16 protein-coding genes are annotated in these 15,516 nt (G+C 59.4%); 8 read left to right on the forward strand and 8 right to left on the reverse strand.

Translation table 11 applies throughout. From position 1 onward, the window contains the following. Positions 1 to 268 precede the first annotated feature (268 nt). The 3 genes from BM064_RS26885 to BM064_RS13005 are packed head-to-tail and all read right to left on the reverse strand — an operon-like array spanning position 269 to position 3,244. Complete coding sequence (locus BM064_RS26885) at positions 269 to 1,237, reverse strand: hypothetical protein (protein WP_143103321.1); 969 nt, start codon at positions 1,235 to 1,237, stop codon at positions 269 to 271. Further along, a complete protein-coding gene (locus BM064_RS13000; protein ID WP_245779142.1) occupies positions 1,185 to 2,021 on the reverse strand; it encodes a hypothetical protein in 837 nt (278 codons plus the stop codon). The genes BM064_RS26885 and BM064_RS13000 overlap by 53 nt, the downstream gene beginning before the upstream one ends. 59 nt (positions 2,022 to 2,080) lie before the next feature. After that, complete coding sequence (locus BM064_RS13005; protein ID WP_092860359.1) at positions 2,081 to 3,244, reverse strand: helix-turn-helix transcriptional regulator; 1,164 nt, start codon at positions 3,242 to 3,244, stop codon at positions 2,081 to 2,083. 109 nt (positions 3,245 to 3,353) lie between these two features. Here BM064_RS13005 and BM064_RS27455 point away from each other — a divergent pair, with 109 nt between their 5' ends. Further along, on the forward strand, positions 3,354 to 3,515 hold the full coding sequence (locus BM064_RS27455) for a hypothetical protein (protein WP_177236241.1): 162 nt from the start codon (positions 3,354 to 3,356) through the stop codon (positions 3,513 to 3,515). Between the two features lie 7 nt (positions 3,516 to 3,522). Here BM064_RS27455 and BM064_RS13010 read toward each other — a convergent pair whose 3' ends face one another. The 4 genes from BM064_RS13010 to BM064_RS13025 form a co-directional block, all read right to left on the reverse strand. Beyond that, positions 3,523 to 4,443, reverse strand: a complete 921-nt coding sequence (locus BM064_RS13010; RefSeq protein ID WP_092860202.1) for a XamI family restriction endonuclease — start codon at positions 4,441 to 4,443, stop codon at positions 3,523 to 3,525. Beyond that, the gene (locus tag BM064_RS13015; RefSeq protein WP_092860203.1) at positions 4,440 to 6,104 is read right to left on the reverse strand and encodes a class I SAM-dependent methyltransferase; all 1,665 of its coding nucleotides are present in this window, start codon (positions 6,102 to 6,104) and stop codon (positions 4,440 to 4,442) included. The genes BM064_RS13010 and BM064_RS13015 overlap by 4 nt, the downstream gene beginning before the upstream one ends. Then, positions 6,101 to 6,433, reverse strand: a complete 333-nt coding sequence (locus tag BM064_RS13020; protein ID WP_245779143.1) for a HigA family addiction module antitoxin — start codon at positions 6,431 to 6,433, stop codon at positions 6,101 to 6,103. Before BM064_RS13020 ends, BM064_RS13015 begins: the two co-directional genes overlap by 4 nt. Before the next feature lie 141 nt (positions 6,434 to 6,574). Then, a complete protein-coding gene (locus tag BM064_RS13025) occupies positions 6,575 to 6,964 on the reverse strand; it encodes a hypothetical protein (protein ID WP_218161028.1) in 390 nt (129 codons plus the stop codon). A 143-nt stretch (positions 6,965 to 7,107) separates the two neighbouring features. On the opposite strand from BM064_RS13025, the gene BM064_RS13030 reads away from it, so the two are divergent. The 4 genes from BM064_RS13030 (at position 7,108) to BM064_RS13045 (ending at position 12,118) form a co-directional block, all read left to right on the forward strand. Then, positions 7,108 to 7,599 (forward strand): hypothetical protein, encoded by a 492-nt coding sequence (locus BM064_RS13030; protein ID WP_092860205.1) that lies wholly within the window; start codon positions 7,108 to 7,110, stop codon positions 7,597 to 7,599. A gap of 62 nt (positions 7,600 to 7,661) precedes the next feature. Next, positions 7,662 to 9,599 (forward strand): type IV secretory system conjugative DNA transfer family protein, encoded by a 1,938-nt coding sequence (locus BM064_RS13035; RefSeq protein ID WP_218161029.1) that lies wholly within the window; start codon positions 7,662 to 7,664, stop codon positions 9,597 to 9,599. A gap of 526 nt (positions 9,600 to 10,125) precedes the next feature. Next, positions 10,126 to 10,611, forward strand: coding sequence for a plasmid mobilization protein (locus tag BM064_RS13040; RefSeq protein WP_092860206.1), 486 nt, complete (start codon positions 10,126 to 10,128; stop codon positions 10,609 to 10,611). 22 nt (positions 10,612 to 10,633) lie between these two features. After that, entirely contained in the window at positions 10,634 to 12,118 is a 1,485-nt protein-coding gene (locus BM064_RS13045) for a relaxase/mobilization nuclease domain-containing protein (RefSeq protein WP_092860207.1), read from the forward strand. A gap of 333 nt (positions 12,119 to 12,451) precedes the next feature. On the opposite strand, the gene BM064_RS27460 is transcribed toward BM064_RS13045, so the two are convergent. Further along, a complete protein-coding gene (locus BM064_RS27460; RefSeq protein ID WP_177236242.1) occupies positions 12,452 to 12,760 on the reverse strand; it encodes a thermonuclease family protein in 309 nt (102 codons plus the stop codon). Between the two features lie 182 nt (positions 12,761 to 12,942). On the opposite strand from BM064_RS27460, the gene BM064_RS26890 reads away from it, so the two are divergent. The 3 genes from BM064_RS26890 (at position 12,943) to BM064_RS26895 (ending at position 15,337) form a co-directional block, all read left to right on the forward strand. Then, positions 12,943 to 13,665 carry a hypothetical protein gene (locus BM064_RS26890; protein ID WP_143103322.1) on the forward strand — a complete coding sequence of 241 codons (723 nt, stop codon included), beginning with the start codon at positions 12,943 to 12,945 and terminating at the stop codon, positions 13,663 to 13,665. A gap of 87 nt (positions 13,666 to 13,752) precedes the next feature. Beyond that, positions 13,753 to 14,562, forward strand: a complete 810-nt coding sequence (locus BM064_RS13055) for a glycosyltransferase family 25 protein (protein ID WP_092860208.1) — start codon at positions 13,753 to 13,755, stop codon at positions 14,560 to 14,562. Further along, on the forward strand, positions 14,546 to 15,337 hold the full coding sequence (locus tag BM064_RS26895; protein WP_218161030.1) for a sulfotransferase domain-containing protein: 792 nt from the start codon (positions 14,546 to 14,548) through the stop codon (positions 15,335 to 15,337). The genes BM064_RS13055 and BM064_RS26895 overlap by 17 nt, the downstream gene beginning before the upstream one ends. Positions 15,338 to 15,516 lie beyond the last annotated feature (179 nt).

Below are 15,516 nucleotides of genomic sequence, written 5' to 3' on the forward strand. Positions count from 1 at the left end.
CCCATGCGTCGAAGCGATCTTGCCGACCGCGCGCGGCGACGGCGGCACATCGGCGGACAGGCCATGACCCCACAGGGCCATGACACGGCGCGCCCGCGCCTTCATCCGTTCCGCATCTTGTCTGCGTCGTGCGCGCACCGGTGCGCTCCGTTCATTATTCTAAAGGGTGTCGATAAAGCGCGAGAACCGTCTCCGCGCCCGCTGGGCATAGAGCATTGCAGGCACAATTCCAATGTCAGCCGCAAATCTCAAAGACGGCGATCTCTCGCTAAAGCGGCATACAAGACGACAGTGCGCCGCGCAGCGCCGAAGTGGACCCTTTTAGCGAAAGCAGGCCCTGATCCCGCCCGGCGATACGCAGATCGACCGTATCGGCATTGCCGGAGAGCGCCGCCGCCAAGCCCGCGGTGCGCGGATCAAGGATGAAAGTCTTCTGTGAAGCAGTTCCAGCCGTGCCGGTGACATCGATACTGCGATCCGCGAACGCGAATGTGAAAACAACCGGGCGCGCACCGGCTGCTTCCGATAGCGCCGCCATCATAACAGGGCGGTCGCGCAGACAAAGCGCGGAGAGCTTGGTCAGGGAACCAACGCCTGTGACCTCGGCAACGGCAGAGCCGTTACCTGCTTGTCGAAGTTGCCACCCGCCAACGGTGGCGGGCTTTGCCGCGCTGCGCGCGCCTGTGGTTCCTTCGGGTTCATTTGATGCCTGATCGAAGCGCATGGCTACATCGCAGCTTTGCGCGCCGATGCGCGGCGGCTTGCAAAGCTGGCCGTGCAGCGAGACGATCACCTGCGTGCCTTGCTGCCGCCATGCTTGCGCACTGCCACCCCAACCGACCGTGTATCCTTGCGGCGCTGACAGCCAGACGGTGACTGGACAACCGGCAGAGCCGCAAAAGTAGCTCCAAGCATTCGCGCATTCCAGACCGGCGAGATCGGTCACGTAATCTGCTGTGCCATCGTCGTTCAGATCATCCACGGGTGTTAGATACGAATCCAATATCTTTGGGGTGCCACCCGCCGCTGCGCAGGCCGCCTTATTTTCTTGTGTGAAGGTCTGAATCGCGGTGGGCGTTTGCGCATAGGCGGGCGGCGTTGTCGCAAGCGAGAGGCCAACGACGAGCATAAAGCTGCCGGTTGCGGTAGAGGTACGCCTTGTAGAAATTATTGATAACGCCATTCTAAACCCCTGCCGCTCGATCAATGGCCTTTTGAAGATCGGTTGCAAGAGCATGGGCGCAATCTTCGGTCAGGCCGCCAGCAAGAATATCCGGCTGGCTGTCCCCATCTGCGCGGATCGTGACTTCATATCCGCGCTTCTCTTGGCGGCGGCCCATATGGCGTCCTGCCATGGCGGCGGTGGAAACGCCGTTGCGTCCCGGCATGAGCGGATCGGGATCAACGACCAGCCCGCCATGACTGACACCCACATCCGCAACGGATTCAAGCGACATATTGATATCGCCGCTTTGGACGCCCTGCGCCGAAACCGACACCTTGACGGGTTTGCGCGCTCGCGCGCCGGGCAGCACAAAGGTGCAACCCACGCCGATGCAGACGAGTGCAACCACATAAAGACCCAAGAAGGCCCCTGTCGAGCGCGTGCCCGCCAGCAGCGCGTTCAGTAGAAGGAACACCCCGACCGCAAACAGCGGCAGTGCAGGCATGCGCGCCGCGCGCGCGGGTTCCACTTCGAACAGAAAACCGCCCGTCGCGGGATCGTCGCGACGCGTGAAACTTGCGATCTTCGGATTGCGCCATGTGTGCAGGACGTTCAGGCCGTGCCACTTCCACAGCGGTAGCGCGAGCACCGCGCCGACCAGCGCCAACCGCACCAGCATGCCTATGCCGATGCTCGGCCCTGATACGACGAACAGCGCTACGCCCACCGTATTGAAAAGAAGGAAGGCCGCACCGACCCAGAGTAATATTCGTACCCATGCTGGGCGTTGCCCTGTCTGGGAGTCAGGCTGTGCGGCGGTATTCGGTGGCATCGTGGGCAGGCTCCGCTGGCGCATTGGGGATGATCCGGGGCGCTCAGTGATAAACCTTTCCGGGTATGGGTTTCGTCCCCTGTTCAGGGGAGAAATGCGCAGTCCTTGTTCAACCCCGCTACGCTGCGAGCGATGAGCGCCACGGCTTGCGCCTGCCGGTGCGTGCCGGTTTTGGTGAGAATACGCTTGAGGTGGGAGCGGACCGTCGCGCCGCCGATCCCGCGCCGCCTGGCCACGGCATCGAGCGATAAGCCGCCCGCGAGATCGGCGGCGATGATGGCCTCCATCCGCGTGAAGCCAAAAAGATCACGCAGACAGTCGGTGGCCAGCGTGGACGCTTCGGGATCGCGCACCATGACCAGCGCCAAGGGCCGAGCTGTGGCGGCAGGGCCGAATAGAGCGGAGGGCGGCAAAGGTGCGACGATCATCGTCAACGGCAGACGCTCAGCGCGCGGAATGGTCAGGGCCGCCCCAATCGCGGCAGCGTGGCCTTGGGCGGTCTGGACGCAGGCGCGGACTTGCCGCGTCATGCATTGATCGAGCGCCCCATCCGCCAGTCGCAAACGCCCGCGCCCACCGAAAAGATGAAGCCCCGCGCGCAGCAGCGCTTCCGCCCGCGCATTCGCCGAAACAATGCGGCAGCGCGCATCCACAGCGAAAACTGCCGCGTCAATGCGTGACAGGGTTTCATCGGCAAGGGCGCGGTGCGCCGCCGCTTTCGCGAATTGTCCGCCGAGCCAGAAGGCGCGTTGCAGATGAGGCAACAAGATCGACACTTTGTGCCGGTCTGCATCGGCATATGCGCCTGCGCGTTCCGGGCGGTGAATGCCAAGTACGCCTAGCGCCCCGTCGCCGCCGGGAAAGACCGCGCCGACCATGTGGAATATGTCGAGGGCGCGTAGCCACTCCTGATAGAAGCCGCTACCGCGTTGTTCCGATGGGGAAACAAGATCATGGTCGGTCACGATGCACCCCACGCCGAAACGCGCGGATCGCTCCACCCATAAATCCTGCCGGTGCCAGTTCGCAGCCCAGGACTGCTGGTGGTCGGCCATGCGCAGATTGTCGGTATGTTCGAGAACACGAATATCGTCATCCGCGCCGTGCAGTTTCAGCACGGCGCTCGTGGACTCCAGCGTGTCCGAAATGTCGGCCGCGATTCCCGTCCACAAGGTATCATCCGCTGCCGCTTCATAGAAGCGCCCGATCAGGCCTGAAACCCGCGCATCAATGACCGCCTGTGACAACATTCCATCCGCCGTAACAAAGCTGCCCCAACGTCAATCAGCATAGGAGCGCCCAAGGACTACGATCTTTCATGATTGACTTCCGTCGACATGTCGACACAATTTACCCATGGCAATGAACACTGAAGCAAAGCGGGACCGGCAGATTGTCGGTTTCAGCCTCTCTCCCGAAATGGCGGCTGCCGTCAAAATGGAAGCAGCACGCCGGAAGCTCACGCTGCGCAAGCTATTCGAAGAAATGTGGCAGGATTACGCGAAGAAGCAGAAGTGATGCCGCATTACGGCGCAGGCTGCGTATCCGTGATCCAATCCGTCAGCGGCTTCAAATCGTGCGCCCAGAAAATCGTTAGGCCGCGATCTTGCGCATCCATGAGATTGTGCAACTTATAAACGCCGCTGAGAACGGCTGTCGGCACGACCTGACGCAAACCAAAATCACGCTTCCAACTATCCGCCTTCACCGCCGCGTCATTGTTGAGGCGCTTGACGGAATTGGTGGATGAATTGGAGACCTTGCATTCAATCGGCATGACGCGATGATCCCAGAGGCGAACGATAATATCGCCTTTCCGGGTGCCCAGGACACTCTCGCCGCAAAATTCTCCCGGCGCGGGCGCATGGGAGATGTTCGGAATCTTGCGTGAAGCAACTTCGGTGAAGCCGAGCGCCGTCAGCGCCTCTTTCACCATCGCTTCCTGTTGATCCTTGCCAAGGGTGCGCCGCCGCGTTTGGGTCCGGCTTGCCGCCATCAGTGCGGCTGATGCCATGACCGCTGCATTCCGTTCCGCTTCGGTGGGTTCGCGGTTTTCCACGACCCATGCAAAACGGCGGCGATCCAAGACCTGACGGACAACGCCGATGAGCTTTTGCACATCATCGGGTGTGCGTTCCAGATGACTCTTGGTCAGGGAGCGGGCATCGGCGAGCACCTTGAGATCGTCAGCCGAAATCGGTGGCCCTGCAAGATAGCGGAAGGCTTCCAGCAAATGGGGATCGCCCAGGACATCGAGCGCGGGCGCATCGAGGTCGGAGAGGTCGATTGTCGTTTCCAGTATTTCTTCGACGTACCCCTGATATTCGTCGAAGGCTTCCAGATAATCTTCCAAAGGCTCTTCCAGACGCTCTTTGGAAAAGGCCGCAATGGCTTTGAGAAGATCAGCTTCAAGCTGTTCGCTTGTCCAAACAGGCGGTTCAATCACGCTGTCATTCCCGCAGCTAGAAGCGCCGGACCCGGCACGATCAGACGTTCCATTTCACGCGGCTCGAATTTCGTGAGGCCGCCCGCATAGGTTCGGCCTGATCGCTGCGAGATATTGACCTGCAAATAGTCAACGAGCGCCTTCTTTACTTTTTCTGACAGGTTGTCGCGTGGGTAAAGACCATGCGCGATGTTGATGTGCCGCGCATCGGCCTTGTTGATGACGAATGCAGGCGGACGACGCGCCATATAGGTGGAAATAATCGGTGCCGCTTCCCGCAGACCAACCGCCCACCATGCTTTGCGGTGGCTGGCGACATATCCTTGATTGGCTCCCATCGCGCGGGCGGTTTTCAAAAACCGCTTCACGGCGTTGCGCTCTGACGTGCCTAGCTCGTCAAGGTCGGCGGGAAGATCGATAACCCGGCGTAGTCTTGCCGCGTCGGTCAGCAGCCCTTCGGCTTCCATGACTTCGCGCGCGCGGGTGATCGTGGGGAACAGGACGGAGTCCGGCAGGCCGACGCTATGTTCTCCGGCAATCCAGACGCCATTCGCGCCTGTGACCTGCCCGCGATGGACGCGACACAATTCACCAAGTTCCACATAGCCTTCGGGCGGCTTTTCAGTCGAATGGGTCAGGTATGACCAGCGAGATTCCGCTGCGAGCCGATCACGATGAACGCGGCGGCCTTTCCCAAGCCCGTCGAGCTTGGCCAGTTTTTCCACGCGCTTGAAATAAATCGATTTCGGCTGCGCGCCGATTTCAAAGGTCGTGATCGCCGCCGTTGTCGCTGCATCCGGGAACGGTTGTGCCGTGGGATCAATGACGGTTACGCTCTGGCCGCCGAGGTCGCCCAGCACTAGCGAGCGGACGAGCGCGCCATAATTCACATCGAGCCATTCGGCAGCGGTGATGAAGGCCCCAATGTCTTTGGGCTTTGCGCTCCGCGCGGTGGCGAGGAAGAAGTAAACATGCAGCCCAGCAAGCTTGCTGGCCGTCAGATCGAGCTTTGATGCCTCATTGAACAGCCAGTCCTTCCATTTCGGCTCAATCTGATGATGCCGCACATAAGGAGGATTGCCGATATAGAGCGTCTTGCCGTCGATACGTTCGGCAAAGCGACGGTAATCCCCGAGCAGAACCCGCGCGCGTTTGGCATGACCCGACACGGCAAGATTGGCACGCGCGAGCAGCGCCGCCAGCGGATCAATATCAATGCCGACCAGTTCAGCTTTCGGGAAAGCCGCCGCCGCGCGTGTCAGAAAACGGGCAGACCCAACGCCGGGATCGACGATCCGCGCCGGATTCTTGGCCGCTGCCCAATCCACCATCGTTTGCACGATGGGCGTCGGGGTATACGTCGCGCCGTTCTCACGGCGCTCTTCGGAAGAGCGCAGCACGCAGAAAATATCACCAAGAGGATCGTCCCCCGCGCGGATCATGTCCTTCAGTTGGGAGATTATTTTCTTCGATACAACGGTGGAAGCCGCAGCCTTGCCCAATGCCTTCTCTTGTGACGACAGCGTGCCAACAGTCTCTGCGCCCAGTGCAAGGGCCACAGATGCCAAGGCGCGCTCGGAGGCAATTGCGGCACCGAGGTCAGAACAGAGCCCGGATGCAGACGGAATGACAGGCGCAGCTTGCGCAGTTTTCGTGGTCATTGTCCGCCCCCCAATGCGTGTTTTGCGTGCCCATGCAATAAACCGCCTTTGAAGGGAAGAACGTTAATGTCCCTTTCGCGCTTACGCGCTTCGGCAATGTCGAAACTGTTTTGCATTTGCATCAGCTTGTCCATCGACATGCCGAATGCCTTTTCCAGCCGCAGCGCCATTTCAGGCGACAGATGCGCGCGTTCATTCAGGAGTTTCGAGAGCGCCGGACGAGTCACGCCGAGCGCTTGCGCTGCATCGGTAACGGAAATCCCGAGCGCATCGATTACCTTGGTTTTTACGAACCCGCCCGGATGGACAGGTGGCTTGATCTTTTTCATGGCACCCATGTCATGGCTCCCTTTGGAAGCGAAGTCGACTCATTGTGCCTCGTAACCTCACGCTTTACAACCCTAAATGTTCCCCATGTGTTCTTATTTGCTTTTCCGGCTTGAAACGGCTGTTTCGCAGATGGTTTCCGCTCACTTCCCCACAAACCGCGATCCAACCACAGCGGCGCGGGCGGTTTCGTCGCTCCACGGCAAACGGACGACTTTTCCCTGTCCGATCTTGCCGCGCTGGCGGCGGATCATCTCGCCGCGTGCGAGCGGCGGTGGCAAGGGACGCAGCCAGTGTGGCGCAGGCTCGGCGGTGCAGGCGGCGACCTTGATATGCACCCAGCCCGCGCGGTCGATCCTGACGATCTGACCCGTGACGCAGCGCCGGCCGATAACGGCGGGCTTCTTTTTCGAAGCGCGGGCTTGTGGCTTCCAGACAGGCTCACACCAGCGGATCACATCCGCGACGATAAATTCAGCACCGCAAGCTACCCATTTCAAACGTCCCCCGATCCGGCGCAGCAATGCAAACAATGCGCAACCTCTCTCTTAAGGTTGAGCCAAAAGTCGTTTTCGCGCAATGTGATCGGCAATACTTGTTACTTCCGGCGCAAAGGCGGTGCGCCTTTGCGGTCGCGCCCCGGCATACTGCCGCATGTCTTGAGGGGAAGGCTGTCATGCCAGACGACAGGAAGCCCGCCACGGGCGATCAGGACTTTGATGCGGCGCGCACCGCTTGGGAACGCAGCGTGGGCGATACGCCTGATCCTGCTCCGCATCCCGCCCTCGCGGGGTTGCGGGCGCAGTTCGCCGCGCATCCTGACGTATGCATGCTGATGCAAGTTTTGGACGCGGCACAAAATGACGCGGCTGATCCGCAGCCGATGATGGTCAAGTTGCAACCGGGATTGTTGTCCTTGCTGGAACACGTCGAGTCGCTGGACGCGGCGGGTGCAGGCCGCGCGCCTGCACCGCCGGAGCGCGTCTTGAGCCAGATGCTGGGCAACTATCTTGAAGACCTGCTGCACCGCCTTGTGAGCGATCCCACCAGCCACCCGCATTATGCGCGGATATGGAACCGGCTTTGTGCCGATGCAGGTGCGCCAGAACTGGCCGTGCCTGACAGGGTGGCCCCGGCCATGCCGCCAGCCAAGGGCGGGCCGTTCTGATGCCGGAGGACGCCGCACCAACGGAAGGCCCCGCCAAGAAGCGTCCCCCCAGAAAACGTCCCTTGTGGCTGCGCATCCTGATCTGGATCGGAATCGCCTATGCCGTCGCCATCGGGCTTTCGTTTGTGATCTACATGGTCGGGGAAAGCCGGGGCTTCACGTCGCTCTTGCTCTATGCCGCCATCGGCGGCGGCATCTGGTATGCGGTCCGATGGATCAAGAGCGACCCGCCTTTGGCAGGGCCGGACCTCTCCGATAACTATGGCACGGCGCACTTTGAAGGCATGCAAATCACGCCGCCGTATCGCGACTGGCTGCGCAGCGGCGTCTTTCTGGGCAAGAGCAGCCATCCAGACGCCACCCCCGTGCCGCTGAACCAGCAACCCGGCATCCCGATTTGTACGACGCCAGAGCATCACACGCTGATCGTCGCGCGCACCCGCACGGGCAAGGGCACCCGCGTCATTATCCCGACCCTGCTGCGCTACGCGGGATCGATGATCGTAATCGATCCGAAGGGCGAGAACGCCGCCGTCACGGCGCGGGCGCGCCTGTCCACGAAGATCACGGAGAAGGTGCATGTCATCAATCCGTGGAACGAGCTTGCCGCGACCTATCAAAAAGCAGGTATCCCGCAGGATACCTTCAACCCGCTGGACGTGCTGGATCGAAACGATCCCAACGCCGTCGCGGTGGCGCAAGGGCTGGCGGGCGCGGTTTGCCCGTCATCGCCCGGCGACAAGGACCGCTATTGGCAGGGCAGCGCCGCCAATGTGTTTGCCGCCGTGCTCTTGTGGATCACGGATCAGCCGGGCGAGACCAAGACGCTCGCCCGCGCCCGCGAGATCGTGAGCATGAGCCGCAAAGACTTCACCGATAAATTTCTGGTGCCGATGGCGGCGAGTTCGGCTTTCGGCGGCGCGATCCGTGAAATGGTTAGCCCTTATCTCGACCTTGCCGACGAGACCTATTCCGGCATCATGGCGAACCTGTCGGAGAACACAAAGTTCCTCTCCGATCCGCAGGTCAAAGCCGCCACGGCGATCTCGACATTTGCCCTTTCCGACCTGATGCGTCAGCCGCGCACGGTCTATCTGGTGATCCCGCCCGACCGGATCGACACGCAACGGACCTGGCTGCGCCTGATGCTGGCGGCAGTGAGCCACACCTACCGCCGCGCCCCGCGCAACTCATCCGCTGCGCCATCCCACCGCTGCCTTGTCCTGATCGACGAGTTTCCCGCGCTCGGGAAGATCGAGGATATGCCGCGCGACCTTGCCACGCTTTCAGGCTACGGTCTCGATTACGCGCTGATCGTGCAGGGCATCGACCAGCTCAAAGACCTTTACGGCCAAGGCGCGGGCACGATCCTCTCCAACTGCGCCTACAAGTGGTTTTGCAACGTCAACGATCTCGAAAGCGCCAAATACCTCTCCGAGACCTTAGGCAAGAAGACCGTGCAGACCGTTGGCCGGAGTGAAAATCCCGATGGTAGCGGCGGCATGAGCTTTGGCGAGACCGGCAGGCCGCTATTGACGCCCGACGAGATTTTGAACCTTGGACGGGACGCGGCGATCGTCACGCATCCCGGCGGCCATCCGTATTATCTGCGCCCCGTTGACTACTGGAATGTGCAGGCCATGTTCGCCCAGCTTCGGGAGAAATACCCCGAAAGCTATTGGGAGCCGCCGCTCACATACGACCCAAACCCCTATTATCGGCAGAAAGAGCAAAGCAACCAAGGTCAGCAACGGCGACAAGAACAACGGCAAGAACAGCGGCAGGAAAAATCAGCACCGCCGCCCCGCAGCGGCCAGATGAGCCGCGCCGAAGCGCTGGCCATTCTGGGGCTGGCCGAGGGTGCGACCACGGCAGACATCCGCGCCGCGTGGAAACGGCTGATGCAAAAGCTGCACCCCGACACGGGCGGATCAACACGGCTTGCGCAGATGCTCACCGAAGCACGCGACGTTCTGTTGCCGGGACGGACTGCGAAATGAATCCCTTGGCCGCCCGCAACCTGTGGTATAATCTCGAGCAATCGCCCGAGTCTGCTTTTGACAGGCTGCGTGGCCGGGGAGCGTCGCTGCAATCCCCCGCTCGACCTACTGCATGCGATGCTACCCCACACCCTCGCACGTTTCGTGCTATCCTAAGTTGTATGTTCGGAGACTGTGCAAGCCATGGACGGGGTACCCGTCCAGCTTGGCAAGGGTGGCGCTTCGCCCTCCCGTTGCATCCCTCCAGACCAGGGTTTTGACAACCCGTGGACCCGTCCGGGGAGCCTTCGTGCTCCCTGCGACCCATGACGGAGGCTTTGCCTCTGCGACACCACCAAGGAGCCTTCGCGCCCCTTGGAACCCTGACAAGGGCTATCGCGCCCTTGACCACTCGCAGGAACGCCGTTCCTGCACCTTGGCCGGGTTTCGCCCCGGTGACGACAATGGAGCGGCCATTGCGCCGTGCAGCAAAGGGAGGACGCATGGATACATGCCCGACCGATGAACACAACGCCGGGGGCACGGCATGACCCAGCCGCCACCCAAGCCCAAATCCGAAAAACGCCAGCGCATCCGGCAGGTCAAAACACGCATGACCGAGGCCGAGCATGCAGCGTTTCTCGCGCGCGCCGATAAGGCAGGACTGGCCGCCGCCGCTTTTTTGCGCGCCGCTGCCATCGGTAACGCCGGGCCGCGTGCACAGCGGCGTGTGCCTGCCGACGCGCAGGCTATGCGGCAAGTGCTTGGGCACCTTGGCAAGACAGGCAGCAATCTCAACCAGATTGCCCGCTACCTGCATACGGGCGGTATGCCTGAAACCGTCCTGCCCGATATTCGAGAAGCCCTTGCCGATCTCGCCCGCATACGCGGGCTGATCTATGATGCGCTTGGCAAAGACCCTGACTATGCCCGCGCCGTCGATCTTGCGCCGACCGTCGATCAACCGCCGCCACCCGACACCAAATCCGCGCCACCGCCGGGCGGGAAAGCCGTCCCGCCACCGGACGCGTGAGGCCCCGCATGAAAGCTATCGCATGATCGTCAAGGGGGGATCACGCGGCGGGCCGGGCCAGCTTGCGAAGCACCTGATGCGCACGGATACGAACGAGCGCATCGAGGTATTGGAATTGCATTCCGGCATCGATGATCTTTCCGCCACATTCCGCGACTGGCAGACCCTTTGCGAAGGCACGCGCGGCACCAAGGGTCTCTATCACGTCAACATCGACCCCGACGCACGCTATGACATGACGCGGCAGCAATGGGTGCGCGCGGTCGAGGTGCTGGAAAAGGAGCTGGGTCTGGACGGCCAGCCCCGCGCCGTGGTCATGCACGAAAAGAAAGGCCGCCAGCACATCCATGTTGTCTGGCAGCGCACGGACCTTGAAACCATGACACTGCGCAGTGACAGCTATAATTATCTCGCGCATGAACGCGCCAGCCTGCGCATGGAACAAGAGTTCGGGCACGAACACGTTCCCGGCAAACACGCCAAGCGCGACCGCGAAAAGCAGGCCGCGTTCCCCCGCGCGGAAGCCACGCATGGCGAGTGGCAACAGGCCGAGCGCGCTGCGCTCTCCGTTGCCGACCGCCGTGCGCAAATTGCGGCTCTGAAAGAAACCGCCGACAATGGCGCTGCCTTCAAAGCCACCCTTGAAGATGCAGGCTACATGCTCGCGCAAGGCGACAAGCGCGACTTTGTGTTGGTGACGGAGGAAGGCTCTGTATTGAGCCTTGGCCGCGAACTGAAAATGAAAGCCGCCGAGGTGCGCGCCTTCATGGCGGATGTGGATCGCGCCGCACTGCCGACAGCCGCCGAGGCGAAGGCCATGCAACGGGTGCGTGAAGATGCGCCCGCACCGGAAGCGATCACGCCACCATCACCGGAAGAACAGACACCGCCTGTTGCCGAAGATCGGCCCGCCGCGCCCGAAGAGGTGCAGCAGCCGGATCTTCCACCTGCGCTTGATCCTGTGGTCGCGCGGGCGCTTGATGAGCGCCAGCGACAGGAAGTCGAGAAACTTGCCGCGTGGCATGACACCGAAGCGCGGCATCTCGATCATGTGCTATCCATCGAGTTGCAGGAAAAGCTGGATCACCAAGCGGCGATGCACTCCGCCGCGCGTGATCGTCTCAAGCGCGAGACAGAAGAAAAGCGCAGCGGCATCGACGGCTTCATAGACGCTTTGCAAAACCGCTTGAATCCGGGACGCGGCGCGGAACAACGTGCCGCCCGTGAAAAGGCGTGGCGGCAGCTTCACGCGCAACAGGCGCGCGAGCGGCACGACATGCAAGTGTTGTGGGAGCAGACCCACGCCGAGCAGCGCGAGGAATTGCGCGAGCGTCATGCGCAGCAGCGGCGCGAACAGGCCGCGCAATTCGCCGCCGAGCGTCAACGCTACACCGAGGATGCCGAACGCGCCGCCGAATTGCGCAGGCGCATCGAGGAAGAACGCAGAATAGAAGAACAGCAGCGCCAGGCGCGGCGGGACACAGGCCCGCCGGGGCGGACAAAGTAAGCGGCTCGCGTTTTCTGCAACCGGAACCGGGCCGCACAGCGGAACAACAGGTTGCCAGCAATGACGAGGCCGAAGACGATCTCGACGCGCCGCCAGAACTGACGCCGGGATTCATGCCGTCATTCCGGCGCGTGATCTCGCGCTTCATGAAGCCCGCCAAGCGCCGCAGAAAGAACCGCCGCAGAAAACGCGGCCTGCGCGCGCTCTTGTCGAAATTCATGAAGCCACAATCACGGTTCATGCAACCGCCGCAAACAGCGACACCGCCAAAGCCCGAACCACCGAAAACACCGTCGCCGTTAAAACCGAGTTTTAAGGATAAGTCGGGGCCGACTATGTAGCGAGAAGCTGGCGCTTGCTGATCGCTTTTTTGATCCAATCTGATAGCCTGACCCGCGTGCGGGTGAACGACGAGAGATAATGCTTCGCCGCGTGCGGATCGCCATCGACGCAACGCCGCCCAGGGCGGCAGTGCCCCGGCATTTCCGGCGCGTCGATCCCGACCAGACGCACCCGCTGGCCGTCACAGCGGAAAGTGTCGCCATCGCCGATATCCGGCTGATAGCAGGCGACATCGGGCGCGTTGACGTTTGCTTTGCCAAACACAATGCCGGCAGTCCCGAGAAAGGCGACAATGACCACCGCCGCTTCGTAGGGGGAGCGGCGTCTTTTACTATTTCTGCGCCGCATTATCCTTTGAAATTTAATGATATTACGATGTATATATTAAATAATTCCGAACTTCCTATGTATATATGAATTACATTATTGACCAATAATTGCGTATCTATTATATCCGAAATATAAAATAATAACCAGCGGGAATGATTTTGATTTTATCAGAGGCAAATAAGTTTGTTTTCATTAAAGGGGTTAAGGTCGCGGGAACAAGTGTGGAGATGGCACTGTCGCGTTACTGTAGCGATGGATGTATCATCACCCCTATTACCCCGATTGACGAAATTGCCAGACTGGGAATGGGTAGAGGGGCGCAAAATTATTCGGATGCCCCGCATCAAGAGAAAATCTACCTCAAGAGACTGATGCACCAAAGCAAAAGCTCTATCAAGAATATCACCCCTCGCGTCTCTAAGTACTTTTTGCGCAGGATTCGCCCTCCTGAGGGGAGGTACTACAACCACATGCCGCTATCAGAAGTAATGCGGCTTCAGAATATTGATGATGGGATGCAAATCGCTTGCATTGAGCGCAGTCCCTACAGAAAAGTACTGTCCTGGGCGAACATGCGGCTTTCGATGAAAAAATACAAATCCGGCGGGCTTATGCAGGCCGATAGGAAAGACCTCAGGCCATTTCTGGATACGGCATTACGCGGCGATGACTACAAGGCCGTTTTGAACATTGATAGATACAAGGATGTGTCTGGGAAAATCGCAGTTAAGAGGATTTTTAAATACGAGAATATTCAGAACGATCTTAAAGATTTTGTAGATACGTTCGGCCGAGATGATGTGAGTTTAGATATTCCTCACGCAAAAAAAGGGCTTAATGTCGAACGAGCTTCCTCTGGATGCTTATTTTTCTAAAGATCATATCAAGCGTATCAATGAGGTGTTTGAAGAGGAATTCTCCTTCTTCGGATATGATAAGATTTAAATTTTGCGGTCGGAAACGTGCATATATTTGTCATTAGTTTGAAAGATTCAAAATCACGCCGAGACCGAATTAATGGCCGATTGGCGGAATTGGGTTTGAGGGCCGAGGTGTTTGACGCCATCGACGCGCGATCAACACCGGATGCGAAGCTCGAATACAGCAAGATCAGGCGACGACTCTTCTACGGCAAGGGGATGACTGCCGGGGAAGTCGGCTGCGCTCGCTCGCACCTTGCGGTTTATGCCGAGGTTGTGCGGCGTGGACTGGAGTGCGCACTGATCTTGGAAGACGATGCTCTTCTGCTGGACGATCTTCCGCAGGCTTTGCGTGTGATCGAGGGGCTCCGAGAAAGATGGGATATTATACGCTTCTTGGGTAAGCCCAAGCATGTGAGGCGATCCAGGATCGTGCGCCATCTGGAAGGCGAACTAACCCTTCGCCGACTGTACGGCACCCCGGCCGGAGCATACGGCTATGTCGTAAACAAGCGGGCAGCGGAGAGGCTTCTGCATCTCGGCCGCGCGCTATGGGCCCCCATCGACGTTATGCACGGACAGGTTTGGCGACATCGGCTGCGTGCGTTCTGCGTCGCACCGTCGCCAATCCTGCCAGATTTTGATGTGGAATCGACAATCGGCGAAAGCCGTTTTGAGAAGTCTCGCAAGCTGGTCGGGATAGAAAGGCTATACTTTCCCCTGACGAGACTCGCCTTCAAAATTTCCGAAATGCTTATGAAGCAAATTTTCTATTTTGGCGCCGTAGCGGCGGACTATGTGGAGAGAAAATCAATAAAACCAAAGAAAAAAAATGATGCCGTCTTCAATTAAAAAAAAGGGGCTACAGTTCTACTCGCCATTCACGCTCGCACTTGAGATGGCCGCGCGGCCTCTGTTGCCCAAGAAACCACATATTTTGATCGCTTGTATGATGAAGTCGGGTTCGACATTTTTGGCACACGCCCTTGCCGCGCATAGTGGGTTGCGGCGCGTGCGCCTCACGCCAGCATGGGGAGCGCGGGAGCAGGAACTGTGCGAGCTACGTCTATCGCGTTACAATCACTCAGCCTATGTAGCCCAGCATCATATCAAGCATAGCGAGTGGACTGACGAGCTGATCGCCAGATACAGGCTTACGCCGATAGTCCTGGTGAGAGATTTGTTCGATATTGTGGTCAGTCTCAGGGATCATATCCGGCGCGAAAATCGCATCATGACCGTTGCTGAAATCTCTGAACGTCACGCCGCGCTGCCAGACAATGATTTGGAAGAAGTAATCGTTGATCTTGCAATCCCATGGTTTGTGCAATTTTACGTTGGCTGGCGATCCGTTCCAAATGCACGCTTCGTCAGGTTTGAAGAGATGATCGCTGACCCGGCTGCAACAATGATGGAGATTTTGAAGGCGGGTGGAGTGGCAACAAACCCGGAGGCGTGCGAAGACGCACTCGCCCAGATCAGCGAGAAAAAGAATCGATTCAACAAAGGGGTCGTTGGCCGTGGGGCGCACCTGTCGGACGCAAACAAGGAACGCATCAAAAAGCTGTTGATGCACTATCCGGAAGTCCATGGCGACCCGTATATCAAGGACATGCTCGCTCGTTAGAGACCTCTGGCGAGAAGCCTGAACCGGCTGCCAGTTAAATGTGTTTTCTGGAAAATGACGGGCGTTCTTCCACTTGTGCGCAATGCTACTCAAACAGTTTTAGCTTCCTATAGTTTTTAGGATTCAGGCGCGTCCAGCAGATGCCGGAGCAGGCTCTATGCGCCTTGCGCACCGGGCCG

The organism is Albimonas pacifica, assembly GCF_900113695.1.
GTDB lineage: Bacteria > Pseudomonadota > Alphaproteobacteria > Rhodobacterales > Rhodobacteraceae > Albimonas > Albimonas pacifica.